Source organism: Agrobacterium sp. AGB01 (genome assembly GCF_014851585.1).
In the GTDB taxonomy this organism is placed as follows: Bacteria; Pseudomonadota; Alphaproteobacteria; order Rhizobiales; family Rhizobiaceae; genus Agrobacterium.
This window is the reverse complement of sequence record NZ_JACVAB010000002.1, coordinates 337,888-351,339: the sequence shown is the minus strand read 5'-3', so window position 1 is coordinate 351,339 and position 13,452 is coordinate 337,888. Positions and strand designations below refer to the sequence as shown.

The following is a 13,452-nucleotide window of genomic DNA, read 5'->3' as shown; positions in this document are numbered from 1 at the left end:
ACCCGTTATCTGTGGCGTGACTGCGGTAAAACATAGGGGATGTGCGCCGCCGGCAGACGTCCCACCGCACCGCCAATGCCATAGACCCGTGCAATGGTCTCATCGCTGATCGTATCGAAGGATGCACCCTGTGCAGTGATCCTGCCATTGTGCATCACGATCAGGTGATCTGCGAACTCGGCTGCCAGATTAAGGTCGTGCAAAATGGCCAGTACTAGACCGCCCTTTTCAGCGAAATCACGTGCTGTCTCCAGAACGCTGATCTGATGGCCGATATCGAGGCTTGCGGTGGGCTCATCAAGAAACAGCGCCCGCGCCTCACCGTCTTCAACGGCATGCGGGACCTGCGCCAAAGCGCGGGCAAATTGCACACGCTGCTGTTCACCGCCAGACAGGTAATTATAGGAACGACTTTCGAAACCACGCAGACCGACATTGACAAGCGCCGTCTGAGCCTGGGCGTCAGGGTCAAGCCCGCCATAGGCAACAGCGCCCATCCGAACAATTTCAAACGCTGTAAACGGAAATGCCAATGTTGTGTTTTGTGGCAGGACGGCACGTTGACGTGCCAGTTGCCGAGGCGAGAACAGGCTTATGTCCGCGCCACCATAAGAAACGGTGCCGACATCCGGTTTGGTTTCTCCACACAGCACCTTCATCAATGTCGACTTTCCAGCACCGTTCGGGCCGATAATCACATTGAATTTGCCCGGTTCAAGTTTCAATGAAACTTCGTGGAGCAGCCTGCGTCCCGACCGGGTGAGATTGATACCGCTTGCCGTAATCATGACAGGTTCCTCATACCCATACCGCCCTTACCAAACAGCAGGAACAGAAACACCGGCGCCCCGATCAGCGCCGTGACGATGCCGATCGGCAGTTCCGCAGGCGCAGCAACAGTGCGGGCAAAACTGTCGGCCAGCAACAGCAACGCGCCGCCACCCAGCGCTGATGCCGGCAGCAGAAAGCGATGCGAGGGACCAATAGCAAGACGCAGCAGATGCGGCACGACAATGCCGACAAAACCGATCGAGCCGGCCGCCGCAACAGCTGCACCACAGGCGGCAGCAACCGCCAGAATGACCAGACGCTTCAAGCGTTGCACCGGCACGCCCATGTGGAAGGCAGCCGCATCCCCCAGGATCAGTGCGTCCAGCCCCTTGGCAACAAAGGGTATGATGACCAGAACCACCAAAATAAACGGCAATGTCGCCAGAACTTTTGCAGGCGTTGCGCCACCCAATGAGCCGAGGCTCCAGAAGGTGATGTCGCGCAGCGCACGATCATCGGCCACAAAAATCATCAGACCGGTCAGGGCACCACTCAAGGCCCCCACCGCGATACCGGCCAGAACCAGCGTCGTGGTTGACGTCATGCCGTTGCGCGTAGCAATCACATACAGGAGGATGGTGTTGATCAGGCCACCAAAAAACGCCATGACGGGTAGGAACTGCGAGCCGAAAAACGCCGCCAGCGGCGCAAGCATGCCACCACCCAGCGCCAGTGCGGCAACCGCAAACAAGGCGGCACCCGAGGTGACACCGACAATACCCGGATCGGCCAACGGGTTGCGGAACAGACCCTGCATCATGGCGCCGGACACACCGAGCCCAGCACCAATGAGAAGGCCAAGCGCGGTGCGCGGCAAACGCACGGCTTCGAGAATAATCCGGTCACGCGGTTCCATATCGGCCGCATGACCGGTGAAATAGGCCCAGAGTTCTGCCGGCCCTACCCCGGTTGGCCCGCTGACCAACGACACCAGACAGGCCAGAAACAACAGGCCGACAAGCACGGCAAGTGCAATGCCGCCAACGCGCGATCTCTTGCCTTCAACGGGAGCTGTAGCGGCCGTCACGGCAAGCGATTTCACGGCTTCACCACATCCGGATACAATTTGGAGGCCAGTTCATGTGCCGCCGCAGGTGTGCGCGGACCAAAACCGATCAGATAAAGACCGTCCATGCTGATCAGAGCCTTGTTGGCTGCGGCAGGTGTGCTCTGGAATGCAGGCAGCGCAAACACTTCATCGGGAGAGGCCTGATGATTGCCACGCGCCATGGTCAGCACCACGTCAGGTGCTGCTGCTATGACAGCCTCGTCGGTCAGCGGCTTGTAACCGGTAATCGCCGACGCAGCATTTACACCACCGGCCATTTCGATAATGGCCGCAGCTTCTGTATCCTGACCGCCGGCCATGATGCGACCACCCGCGGTCGACAACACGAACAGTACGCGCTTTTTCTTCTCGCCAACCGCCGAAACATCCTTGGCCAGGGCTGCTAGACCAGTGTCCACTTCTTCCGCCAGGTTCTTTGCCTTGTCTTCAAGACCAACGGCTGCTCCGACATCCTGGATCTTCTTGGCAATCGCGGCACCCGATGGCGGAGTGTCGATTGTCACGACAGGCACTTCGCTGTCCTTGAGAATATTAAGAACATCGGCCGGACCGGCACCGTCTTCCGTCAGGATGAGATCGGGCTTCTGTGACAGAATGCCCTCAGCGGAAAGCGCACGCATGTAGCCGACATCCGGCTTGGCCAGCGCATCAACAGGAAAGCTGCTGGTGGAATCACGTGCCACGATGCGGTCCTGCGCGCCGAGCGCATAGAGTATTTCCGTAATGGTGCCACCGACAGACACAATACGTTGTGCCTTGACGTTACCGCCATCGGCCGCCTGCGCAAAAGTGGATGTTACCAGCGCCACCGGCATGAACACGCCGAAAGCCATAGATCGAAGCGAACGTTTTGAAGACATCATGAGCTTTTCATCCAGATAAAAGTGGCAAGCTGCCATGGGCAGTTCATTTAAGTGGAGTTTGGTACACATGTTTAAAAACCCGCGCAAGAGTAGACAAACCAAGAAATGAAAACTGTCAAAAAGCACTGGATTTCTTCCACATGCGGGCTTTTCAACCTTGGGAACCACCTATATCCTGACAATTACAGGAAACTTATTTCATTCAAGGGAGTTATGAATGTTCATCGCAATGAACCGCTTTCGCGTGGTACCGGGTTTTGAGGAAGCGTTTGAAACAATCTGGCGCGAGCGCAAGACGCAGCTCAACGAATTGAAGGGCTATGTCGAATTTCACATGCTGAAAGGCCCGAAGTCTGACGACCATACGCTGTATGCATCGCATACCGTTTGGGAAACCCGCGAAGATTTCACCGCATGGACCAAGTCCGAGCAGTTCCGCGCAGCACATGCCAATGCTGGCAACAACCGTGGCAAGGTCGAATACCTCTCCGGTCCGCATTTTGAAGGTTTTGACGTGATCATTCACGACGACAAGAACGGCCAACGCATTTTTGATGCGGCATGAGGAAACCATGACAGCTGTTGCATACAACACGCCAGAGCGTCGTGAACGAGCCCTTGCCGCCTTGAACGAGAAGCCAGACGGCATCGTTGAGGCGATTGCCGGCAAGGCAGACGTCACGCCGGCCGAAGTTCTGGAAATCCTGCCGCAGGGCGCTGCAGTCACCATTCCGGCCGAACAGTTCTCCGCAATCTGGTCCGACATGATGACCTGGGGCGAAGTGCTGATGATCGTGCAGACCGCCGATATCGTACTGGAAGTGCCGGGTTTTCTGCCGGAAGGTACCGAAAGCCATGGCTGGTTCAACATTCACGGCGACAGCCCGATTGGTGGCCACATCAAGAAGGACAACTGTCACGCCATCAGCTTTGTGGACCGTGCATTCCACGGCCGTCGCTCCTGCTCCGTATGGTTCATGAATGCCAATGGCCAGGCGATGTTCAAGGTTTTTGTCCGTCGTGATGAAAACAAGGAACTGAAGGCAGACCAGCTTTCGAAGTTCGAGACTTTGCGCGACAGTCTGTCACGCTAAACAACAACAACGCTGCCAGACACGGCCCGGCAGCGTTGCTTATCCGGGCAGTTCATCCCGGATTCATCTGGCTTCCTTATTATCGAAGACGAATATTCGGACATCGTGATCATGGGGGTTTGGAAATGACCGACAAAAATACAATGAGTGGCAAAACGCCAATCTCTCGCCGCGGCTTTGCCAGCCTTCTTGGCCTGTCCGCCGTTCTGGTTGCATCACCATCGCTTGCAGCCCCGGCCTCCATTCGCGGCACAGTCAGCTACCGTGAGCGCATGGCATTACCACCTTCTGCGACAGTCACGGTTCAGTTGATTGATGTCTCACGCGCCGGCGCAAGTTTCAGCATCATTGCAGAAACCACCCCCCTGCCGGGACGCAACGTACCTATTCCCTATGTCATTCGTTACAACGACCGGGACATCCGCTCCAACCGACGTTATGCGCTTCGCGCCGAAATCCGCGATGGTCGCCGCCTGCTCTTTACCACCACGCAGAACTACCCGATCCTCAACAATCGCCGCGAGACCACGGACCTGATGCTTGAACGTGCCGGTGCGGCACCACGACCGGAGCCGGACCGTGAACCATCTCTGGTCGGCTCCTGGGTTGTCGTCGACATTGCGGGTGAACGTGTCACCGACAGAAAACCACCGGTCCTGCAAATTGGGCCTGATAACCGCGTATCCGGCAACACCGGCTGCAATGGTTTTGGTGCTGAACTCAGGGTAAACCGTCGCGAGATTGATTTCAGTCGCGCCATTTCCACGCAAATGGCCTGCGAACCGCCAATCATGCGCCAGGAAAGAGCGTTTCTTTCTGCGCTTGAGCAAGCACGCGGGTATGATTTGAGCCCGCGCAGCAATCAGCTGGAGTTACGAGACCGTCGGGGTCGCCCACTGATGCGCCTTCGCCGGGCCTGAACGGAATCTGTTTCCGCCCCGTTTGATCCTGATATCAGACGGGGCGTTTTTATCTCACGTCAGAAACTCGTTATCCGATGTCGTTTTGCGCAACACAGAACGGCAGCAAGCGCCGTATGACTATGGGCGCTTCATCGCTCTTCCACCCGCACACATGTCGCGGATATTCAAATTGCGACAAAGCCACTATGCCACGGCCAGCGACTGCGCTAATGCAGGACGCCCGAATTGTGGCGCGTGACGTAAAACCAGAGGCACCGGAAATGGCGCTTCCAGAGGAATAGACCGATGACGACTTATGTTCTGACTGTAACCTGCAAATCCACCCGCGGCATCGTGGCGGCAATATCGGGTTATCTGGCAGACAAGGGTTGCAACATCGTCGACAGCTCGCAATTCGATGACCTTCAGACCGGCATGTTCTTCATGCGCGTCAGCTTCATTTCCGAACAGGGCGAAAGCCGCGAAGCCATCACCGAAGGCTTTGCACCCGTCGCTGAGAAATTCGGCATGGATGCCAAGATCGAAAGCTCGGCCGAGCGCATGAAAGTGCTGTTGATGGTGTCGCGTTTTGGCCATTGCCTGAACGACCTGCTGTACCGCTGGAAGATCGGTGCGCTGCCAATCGATATCGTCGGTGTCGTCTCCAACCACTTCGATTACCAGAAAGTTGTCGTCAACCACGACATTCCTTTCCACCACATCAAGGTGACCAAGGATAACAAACCCAAGGCCGAAGCACAGCTGTTGGATCTGGTTGAACAAACCGGTACCGAACTGATCGTTCTTGCCCGTTACATGCAGGTACTGTCCGATGAGCTCTGCCAGAAAATGTCCGGCAAGATCATCAATATTCACCACTCGTTCTTGCCAAGTTTCAAGGGTGCAAACCCTTACAAGCAAGCCTATGAGCGCGGTGTGAAGCTGATTGGGGCGACTGCCCATTACGTGACAGCCGACCTTGATGAAGGCCCGATCATCGAGCAGGAGACCGTACGTATTACCCACGCACAAAGCGCAGATGACTATGTGTCGCTGGGCCGCGATGTCGAAAGCCAGGTGCTGGCACGCGCTATCCACGCACATATCCATCACCGGACCTTTATCAACGGCAACCGCACGGTCGTTTTCCCGCCAAGCCCCGGCAGCTACGCATCCGAGCGCATGGGCTGATAAGAGCTTAACCGGCTGCGGGCAGCAGCACGGTGACCTTCAAACCCTTGTCGTTCTGACCGGCATCCAACAGCAATTGCCCGCCAAACAGGTGGGCAATTTCCTCGACAATGGCCAGCCCCAGACCGGCACCGGGGGCTGGATTGCCATCCCCACGGGCAAAACGCTGGCGCACCATGTCACGTTTTTCAGGCGCGATGCCCTGCCCGTTATCCTCAACCTCAAGGCAGACTTGCCCCGCAGCACTGCGGTAAGCGCGCACTGTGACCTCAACATTATCACCGGCATAGGCAATGGCATTGCTGATGAGGTTGCCCAGCAGCTCACCGATCAACAATGGTTCGGCTAGAACGGCAACGGTTCCCTCACCCTCAAAACCCAGATCGACACCCGCTTCCGCTGCCTGAGGGATGTAATCTGCAGTTATTGTCTGGGCGACTTCCACCAGGTCGATGCGTGACAGCGCCTGCGGTTCACCTGATCCTGCCGCATCGATTTTTGCCATGCGCAGAAGCTGCGCCAGAATATGCTCGGCATGAGCAACGGATTCATCGCCTTTCCGCGCTGCGTCCTTGGCCTGCGCCAATGTTTCCGCCCGCTCGGAAAGCGCCAACTGTGTGCGGATGATCGCCAGCGGTGTGCGCAACTGATGGCTGGCATTGCCGGTGAAATGTCGAAGCGCTTCCAGCGCCGCATTCAGGCGCACCATGAAGGAATTGACAGTATCAACGAGGTTTTGCACCTCCACGGGGACCTTCTGGTCAATAGGATGGAGATCGCTCGGATTGCGCTCGGCAATCGCTTCACTCAGCCGAAACAGCGGCCGCAAGGAAATCGTCACCGCCACCCACACGATAACCGAAGCTCCGACAATCATCGCCAATAGGCGCAGGGCAGAACGAAACAGAATAGATTGCGCAAGCTGGCGGCGGGCAATGGTGGTTTCAGCAACGGTCACGGTAAACGGCACCGAATTGATGCCGGTGGACGCGGATCGCTGCATGACAGCGACACGAATGGGTTCACCTCGAAAAAACGCATCCTCGAAGATCGCCACATTCGGCTCTTCTGGCGAAACTGACGGCAGACCCTGATAACCAGTCAGGAATTCTCCGTGCGAACCGTCAACACGGTAAAACACCCGGTCCTGCGCCGCCGATGTCAGCATTTCCAATGCGACGTAGGGAATATCGACCTCAAGCTTGCCGTCCTCAGACACGGCAACCCGCTCGGCAATGGCTAGGGCAGAGCCCGCCAGCACACGATCCGACACCACATTTGCTGTTTTGACCGCCTCTGAATAGGTGTCCGTCAGGGCAACAGTGCCGATAATTGCCGTCGAAAACAGAAGCCAGCCCAACAGGCGCTTGCGGAGCGAGTAGGCTCCGCCTGTCATTCGGCAATCTCCGGCAGACGCTCCAGATAATACCCTATGCCGCGTGCCGTCTTGACGGTCAGCCCGTGGTGCGCAAGGCGTTTACGAAGACGACTGACATATTGCTCAATGGCATTGCCGCTCAACTCGTCATCAAATCCGGCCAGCGATTGCATGATCGCCTCCTTGGCAACCACTTTGCCAGCGCGCATGAACAACAGTTCCAGAATACCAAGTTCGCGCGCCGGAATATCCAGTGGCACACCCTCAGCGCTAAAGGTGCGCGAGGTCAGATCAAACGATACCTTGCCGTAACTGACGGTCGAAGAGCGCAGACCCGCCTGACGGCGCAGCAGAACACGCACCCGTGCCTCAAGCTCGCTGACATCAAAAGGTTTGATCATGTAATCATCGGCACCAAGGTCCAGCCCCTTGACGCGTTCTTCCGGGGAGCCCCGCGCTGTCAGTATAAGAACCGCCGCCTTTTCCTGCCGTGCCCGCATGGAGCGCAGCACGGAAATACCGTCCATTTCCGGCAGGTTGAGATCAAGAATGACCAGATCAAAACTTTCTGTCGCGGTCGCAGCCAAGGCCGAGCTACCATCCGATACCCAATCCACGGCATAGCCACTGCCGCGCAGCAAAGCGACCAGACCGTCCGCCAGAACCTGATTGTCTTCGACCAGCAATATACGCAAATCAATCTCCTGCCCTCACCGCGCACCCTAACGCATCGATTTGAAAATCGGAATCGAATTTCGCTTGGGCATCCTGCGCAGTTTCAAGGAGTTAGAGCGCCTCAGCGTAGCATTGATCCATCAGCCGTGCGGCAATCACAGGAGCAGACGCTTGTGCACGCAAAGCTGGTGCGGCATGATATTTTCATGCGTATTCTTCTCTGTCTCTGTCTGGGTCTCTTTTTCGCGGCACCTGCACTGGCCAAACCGACCGTGTTTCCGGCACCATCCGGCAATCCGGATGCACCGGTATTGATCGTTTATTCCTCATTGGATGAGCCATTGGCTGCACCGATGATCGAAGGTTTCCAAAGACAAAACCCGGATGTGACGGTGTCCTATGAAGATTTGCTGACCGGTGAGATCTATGACCGCATCGTTAAGGAAACCGATGCCGGACAGAAAACCGCCGACTTCGCCTTTTCCTCAGCCATGGATTTGCAGGTCAAACTGAGCAATGACGGTTATGCGCAACGCAGCGACCTGCCGCTCAGCGCAAAATGGCCAAGTTGGGCCAACTGGCGCAATACCGCCTACGCCTTGACCTTCGAACCGGCAGTTTTTGTCTATCACAAGCCGAGTTTCACCACCGAAAAACCGCCGGCCACCCGCGCCGAATTTGTCGATTACCTTGAGCACCATGCCAAAGACGTGCATGGTCGCATCGCCACCTATGACATTGAACGTTCCGGCGTCGGTTTTCTGTTCATGTCGCGGGACCAGGAACAATTTGCCGATATCTGGTCCGTCATCCAACACATGGGGGCGGCCGGCGTAAAACTCTACTCCAACAGCTCCGCCATTCTGGAGCGCATTGCCGACGGACGATTCGTTCTGGGTTACAATATTCTCGGCTCTTACGCCGCCGACTGGGCATCCCGTCACCCGGATGTCGGCATCGTCCTGCCCAAGGATTATACGGTGGTGATGTCACGGATCGGCCTTGTGCCACAGGCCGCAAACTCCCCGGAACTGGGCCGTAAATATCTGGAATATTTCATGTCACGGGAAGGCCAGACAATCCTGTCAACGCGATTGCAAATTCCGGCCGTCAATCCTGATGTCGCCGGAGACAACACGGCCAACACCATGCAGGCCATTCACGGCGCCCAGCTTTTGCCCGTTCCTGTCAGCCTTGGACTGATGGTTTATCTCGATCAGGTAAAGCGCAATCGGCTGATTGCCCGCTGGAACGAGGCCTTGCGCCTGCAATAAACACCCGCCAAAGCCGGTTACCAGCTAAAAACTGGACGTCATCCAAAAATTAATGAATGTTAAATTGGCAAAGCCGGGGATTGCGTCAGTTAAATGTCAGCTTTCTATGGTGCTCTGCTTCTACTCTTCGGCCGTGGAGGCGGCTTAACGAAGATGCGGGAGGAAATATCTATCGCGAATGAACAAACTGCCCTGTGTGGCAGCGAGTCTACATTTGCCCGCGTTCTCCTTCCGCCAAAACAACGAAGCCCGATGGGCTATCAAGGAGGGTTCGCTTTTGAAACATTTCGTACTTGCTTCCATCATCGCCGGTGCTTTGGCTCTTCCAGCCGCAGCAGCCGATTACACGATCATTGCACCAGCAAACCCAGGCGGCGGTTGGGACCAGACCGCGCGTTCGTTGCAGACCTCGCTGCAGGATGAAGGCATCTCCAAGAGCGTGCAGGTACAGAACGTACCAGGTGCCGGTGGCACAATCGGTCTTGCCCAGTTTGCAAGCCAGCAGAAGGGTAACCCGAACGCTCTGATCGTTGGCGGTTACGTGATGGTTGGTGCTATCCTGACCAACAATTCGCCAGTGACATTGAAGGACGTGACACCGATTGCCCGTCTGACCGGCGAATATGAAGCCGTTGTCGTTCCAGCCTCTTCTCCGCTGCAGACCATGGGTGACCTCATCGAGCAGCTAAAGAAAGACCCGGGCAGCGTTTCTTGGGGTGGCGGTTCGGCTGGTGGTACCGACCACATCGCAGTTGGCCTGATTGCCAAGGCTGCTGGCGTTGATCCAACCAAGATCAACTACATCGCCTACTCTGGCGGCGGTGAAGCACTCGCTTCCATCCTCGGTTCGCAGGTAACCGCCGGCATTTCCGGCTATGGTGAATTTGAAAGCCAGGTCAAGGCTGGCACACTTCGCCTTCTGGCCGTGTCGAGCGCAGAGCGCATCGAAGGCGTTGACGGACCAACCCTGAAAGAAAGCGGCCTTGATGTCGTGGTTGAAAATTGGCGCATGGTCGCAGCGGCTCCTGGCCTGTCTGCAGATCAGGAAGCAGCAATCAATGCCGACGTTGAAAAGCTGGTGAAGTCCAAGAGCTGGCAGGACACCCTGAAGGCCAAGGGCTGGCAGGACACATACCTCGCTGGCGATGCTTTCAAGGCGCAGCTCGACAAGGATGTTGAATCCACTCAGGCTATTCTCAAAGACATCGGACTTGTAAAATGAGCATGGGTTCTGACTCATCCAACTCTCAAAAGCGCCGCCCTGACCGGGCGGCGCTGGTTATAGCCGCTGCACTCATTGCCATCGCTGCTGTAATCTTCATGGACTCCACACGCCTTGCAGGCGTGTCCGGTTATTCGCCTGTTGGTCCAGCGACCGTACCTTACGCCATCGCATTCTGTCTTGTCGGGCTTGCCATCTGGACAGTCGTGGAAGCTCTGCGTGGTGAGTTCCCCAAGCGGGACAAGCAGGAAACAAGCGCCGTCATCTGGGTTATCGCTGGTTTGGCCGGGCAGATGCTGCTGCTGAAAACCGCCGGTTTTTCCATCGCAACAGGCATTCTGTTTGCCTTCACCGCCCGTGCCTTCGGCAAACGGGAGCTCTGGTATTCCATTCCCGTCGGTATCGCCATCAGCTTCGTAGTCTGGGTGATTTTTGCGCAGTTCCTGCAGCTTTCGTTGCCAGCTGGGCCTTTGGAACGCCTGTTCTTCTAAACGGAACCGGCCTTCTTTTCTTGATTGAAAAACAGGGAGTGACAATCGCTTTTGTGCAAGCGGTTGGTAACACTCCACCCGACAGGGGGACATTCGTCCATGAATACATTTGAATTTCTGCTTCACGGCCTAGAGGTCGCAATGCAGCCGATGAACCTGCTTTATGCATTGATAGGCGTAACGCTTGGCACGGCTGTCGGCGTTCTTCCCGGCATTGGCCCGGCGCTGACTGTCGCATTGCTGCTGCCGGTCACCTACAAGCTCGATCCTGCGGGATCGCTTATCATGTTTGCCGGTATTTACTACGGCGGGATGTATGGTGGTTCGACCACCTCGATCCTTCTCAATACGCCGGGTGAAAGTGCGTCCATTGTGACGGCGCTGGAAGGCAACAAGATGGCCCGAGCGGGGCGTGGCGGACCGGCTCTTGCCACCGCTGCCATCGGTTCCTTCGTGGCTGGCCTCATTGCCACCATCGCCCTTGCCTTCATTGCACCCTATATCGTCAAGCTGGCACTGGTGTTCGGACCACGCGAATATTTCGCGCTCATGGTCTTGGCATTTGTCACCGTGTCTTCAGCCTTTGGTGATTCTGCACTGCGCGGCCTTACCTCACTGTTCATCGGCTTTGCCCTTGCCATTGTCGGTATCGACCAGTTGACCGGCCAGGCCCGTATGAGCTTCGGCGTGCCAGATCTGCTCGATGGTGTCGAAGTCACCACGCTCGCCGTTGCCATGTTCGCAATTGGCGAGACACTGTTCATCGTCGCACAGGGGCAAAGCGGTCCCGACAAGATCGAAGCTGTGAAAGGCTCTGTCTGGATGAGTGCGCAGGATTGGGCTCGCTCGTGGAAAGCATGGCTGCGCGGCACGTTGATTGGCTTTCCGATTGGTGCCATGCCTGCCGGTGGTGCAGAAATCGGCACGTTCCTGTCCTACGCCACGGAAAAGAAGCTTTCAAAACATCCGGAAGAATTTGGCCATGGCGCGATTGAAGGCGTGGCCGGGCCGGAAGCTGCCAACAACGCATCTGCCGCCGGTACACTGGTACCACTGCTGACGCTTGGCCTGCCGACCACAGCGACCGCCGCCATCATGCTGGCCGGCTTCCAGCAATACGGCCTACAACCCGGCCCGCTGCTGTTTGCCACCAACCCGCAGCTCGTCTGGGGTCTGATTGCCAGCTTGTTCATTGCCAACTTTATGTTGCTGGTTCTCAACCTGCCGCTGATTGGCCTTTGGGTTAAGCTGCTGACCATTCCAAAGCCATGGCTCTATGCGGGCATCCTGCTGTTTGCGACGCTTGGCACAATCGGTGCGAACCCTTCGGTGTTCGAACTGGGCATGCTTCTCGGCTTCGGTATTCTTGGCTACATCATGCGCATCTTCGGTTACCCGATAGCACCTGCTGTCGTTGGCCTGATCCTTGGGCCATTGGCCGAGCAGCAATTGCGTCGCGCACTGGCAATCGGCCAGGGTGATCCTGTCGTGCTGTTCACGTCGCCGATTGCCGTTGGTCTGTTCATTGTTGCCGCAGCCGCCTTCATCATCCCGCTGATCATGCGTATCCGCGGCCGTGGACAGGTCCTGTCGCAGCTTGCTGCCAACGAAGACTAAAAATATCAAACGTCAAAACAGGACGCGGGGAGAACATAGTCTTCCCGCGTCTTTTTTATTTCAGCCACAGCTACGGACCGCATCTGTCTCAAGCCTCTACCGTGGGTAAAAGCGATCGCCACAGGCGCAAATATATTCGCAGAAACGGACGAGTTTCATAAAGACTTTGCTTGGAAAACATGCAGCCTTCGGTTTATTAAACGGCAATTGCATAATTTTAAGCCGGAAAAATTTCCATGCGACGCCACTTGCGGCATTACATCCACCGCCATGAGCCTAAAGGACAGGCACATCATCACCTTAAATCGGGGATTGGTGCCATTGCCGCCATGCTGGCCGTGGGTGGTCTGACGGTGGAGACAGGCATTCCGTTACTGATAGCACCTTTTGGAGCGACAGCCGTTTTGCTGTTCGGCCAGCCCAAAAGCCCGCTTGCGCAACCGGCAAATGTCATCGGTGGTTATTTGCTGGCAGCCCTGGTCGGCAGCCTTGCCTTGCAGTTCCTGCCCGGCATCTGGTGGGCTTCGGCAATTGCGGTTGGACTTTCTATCGCCGGAATGCTGCTGCTACGCGTTACCCATCCACCGGCCGGCGCCGTACCACTTGTCGCTTACGGCTCGCATCTTGAAGGACAGGATCTGTTTCTGGTCGTTCTGGCTGGCAGCGCGCTGCTTGTGGTCATCGCCGTGGTTCACCACCTGATACCACCACGCCATCAATATCCACTGCGTGCACCGGAAACCCCTTAACCTGAAAACCGGGGTCCAGCCCCGCCACGCATTGGCCTCTGGACTACGGGACAAGAAATCGCCTTCCACGCTGTTTTTTGACAGCGGCAAGGCTTG

14 protein-coding genes are annotated in these 13,452 nt (G+C 56.5%); 9 read left to right on the top strand and 5 right to left on the bottom strand.

Annotation, left to right across the window (positions count from 1 at the left end; genetic code table 11):
• Positions 1 to 5 precede the first annotated feature (5 nt).
• The 3 genes from IB237_RS08410 to IB237_RS08400 are packed head-to-tail and all read right to left on the bottom strand — an operon-like array spanning position 6 to position 2,763.
• Positions 6 to 788, bottom strand: coding sequence for a heme ABC transporter ATP-binding protein (locus IB237_RS08410; RefSeq protein ID WP_192488200.1), 783 nt, complete (start codon positions 786 to 788; stop codon positions 6 to 8).
• Complete coding sequence (locus IB237_RS08405; RefSeq protein ID WP_192488199.1) at positions 785 to 1,873, bottom strand: iron ABC transporter permease; 1,089 nt, start codon at positions 1,871 to 1,873, stop codon at positions 785 to 787. The genes IB237_RS08410 and IB237_RS08405 overlap by 4 nt, the downstream gene beginning before the upstream one ends.
• The gene (locus IB237_RS08400; RefSeq protein ID WP_192488198.1) at positions 1,870 to 2,763 is read right to left on the bottom strand and encodes a hemin ABC transporter substrate-binding protein; all 894 of its coding nucleotides are present in this window, start codon (positions 2,761 to 2,763) and stop codon (positions 1,870 to 1,872) included. Before IB237_RS08400 ends, IB237_RS08405 begins: the two co-directional genes overlap by 4 nt.
• Before the next feature lie 217 nt (positions 2,764 to 2,980).
• Between IB237_RS08400 and IB237_RS08395 the strand changes: the two genes are divergently transcribed.
• From IB237_RS08395 to purU, 4 genes are all read left to right on the top strand, one after another.
• Positions 2,981 to 3,328 carry an antibiotic biosynthesis monooxygenase gene (locus tag IB237_RS08395; RefSeq protein ID WP_192488197.1) on the top strand — a complete coding sequence of 116 codons (348 nt, stop codon included), beginning with the start codon at positions 2,981 to 2,983 and terminating at the stop codon, positions 3,326 to 3,328.
• A 7-nt stretch (positions 3,329 to 3,335) separates the two neighbouring features.
• A complete protein-coding gene (gene hutX, locus IB237_RS08390; protein WP_192488196.1) occupies positions 3,336 to 3,857 on the top strand; it encodes a heme utilization cystosolic carrier protein HutX in 522 nt (173 codons plus the stop codon).
• Positions 3,858 to 3,982: 125 nt separating this feature from the next.
• Positions 3,983 to 4,777, top strand: a complete 795-nt coding sequence (locus IB237_RS08385; protein WP_246787753.1) for a YbaY family lipoprotein — start codon at positions 3,983 to 3,985, stop codon at positions 4,775 to 4,777.
• A 288-nt stretch (positions 4,778 to 5,065) separates the two neighbouring features.
• A complete protein-coding gene (purU, locus tag IB237_RS08380) occupies positions 5,066 to 5,950 on the top strand; it encodes a formyltetrahydrofolate deformylase (RefSeq protein WP_192488195.1) in 885 nt (294 codons plus the stop codon).
• Between the two features lie 7 nt (positions 5,951 to 5,957).
• Here purU and IB237_RS08375 read toward each other — a convergent pair whose 3' ends face one another.
• Both IB237_RS08375 and IB237_RS08370 read right to left on the bottom strand, forming a co-directional pair.
• On the bottom strand, positions 5,958 to 7,346 hold the full coding sequence (locus tag IB237_RS08375) for a sensor histidine kinase (protein WP_192488194.1): 1,389 nt from the start codon (positions 7,344 to 7,346) through the stop codon (positions 5,958 to 5,960).
• Positions 7,343 to 8,023: a response regulator transcription factor gene (locus IB237_RS08370; RefSeq protein WP_192488193.1), complete on the bottom strand. Its 681-nt coding sequence runs from the start codon at positions 8,021 to 8,023 to the stop codon at positions 7,343 to 7,345. The genes IB237_RS08375 and IB237_RS08370 overlap by 4 nt, the downstream gene beginning before the upstream one ends.
• 186 nt (positions 8,024 to 8,209) lie before the next feature.
• Here IB237_RS08370 and IB237_RS08365 point away from each other — a divergent pair, with 186 nt between their 5' ends.
• The 5 genes from IB237_RS08365 (at position 8,210) to IB237_RS08345 (ending at position 13,356) form a co-directional block, all read left to right on the top strand.
• Positions 8,210 to 9,277, top strand: a complete 1,068-nt coding sequence (locus IB237_RS08365; RefSeq protein ID WP_192488192.1) for an ABC transporter substrate-binding protein — start codon at positions 8,210 to 8,212, stop codon at positions 9,275 to 9,277.
• A gap of 277 nt (positions 9,278 to 9,554) precedes the next feature.
• Positions 9,555 to 10,499, top strand: coding sequence for a tripartite tricarboxylate transporter substrate binding protein (locus IB237_RS08360; RefSeq protein WP_192488191.1), 945 nt, complete (start codon positions 9,555 to 9,557; stop codon positions 10,497 to 10,499).
• Positions 10,496 to 10,990, top strand: coding sequence for a tripartite tricarboxylate transporter TctB family protein (locus IB237_RS08355; protein WP_192488190.1), 495 nt, complete (start codon positions 10,496 to 10,498; stop codon positions 10,988 to 10,990). Before IB237_RS08360 ends, IB237_RS08355 begins: the two co-directional genes overlap by 4 nt.
• A 99-nt stretch (positions 10,991 to 11,089) precedes the next feature.
• The gene (locus tag IB237_RS08350; protein ID WP_192488189.1) at positions 11,090 to 12,607 is read left to right on the top strand and encodes a tripartite tricarboxylate transporter permease; all 1,518 of its coding nucleotides are present in this window, start codon (positions 11,090 to 11,092) and stop codon (positions 12,605 to 12,607) included.
• 236 nt (positions 12,608 to 12,843) lie between these two features.
• The gene (locus tag IB237_RS08345) at positions 12,844 to 13,356 is read left to right on the top strand and encodes an HPP family protein (RefSeq protein ID WP_192488188.1); all 513 of its coding nucleotides are present in this window, start codon (positions 12,844 to 12,846) and stop codon (positions 13,354 to 13,356) included.
• The last annotated feature ends 96 nt before the right edge of the window (positions 13,357 to 13,452 follow it).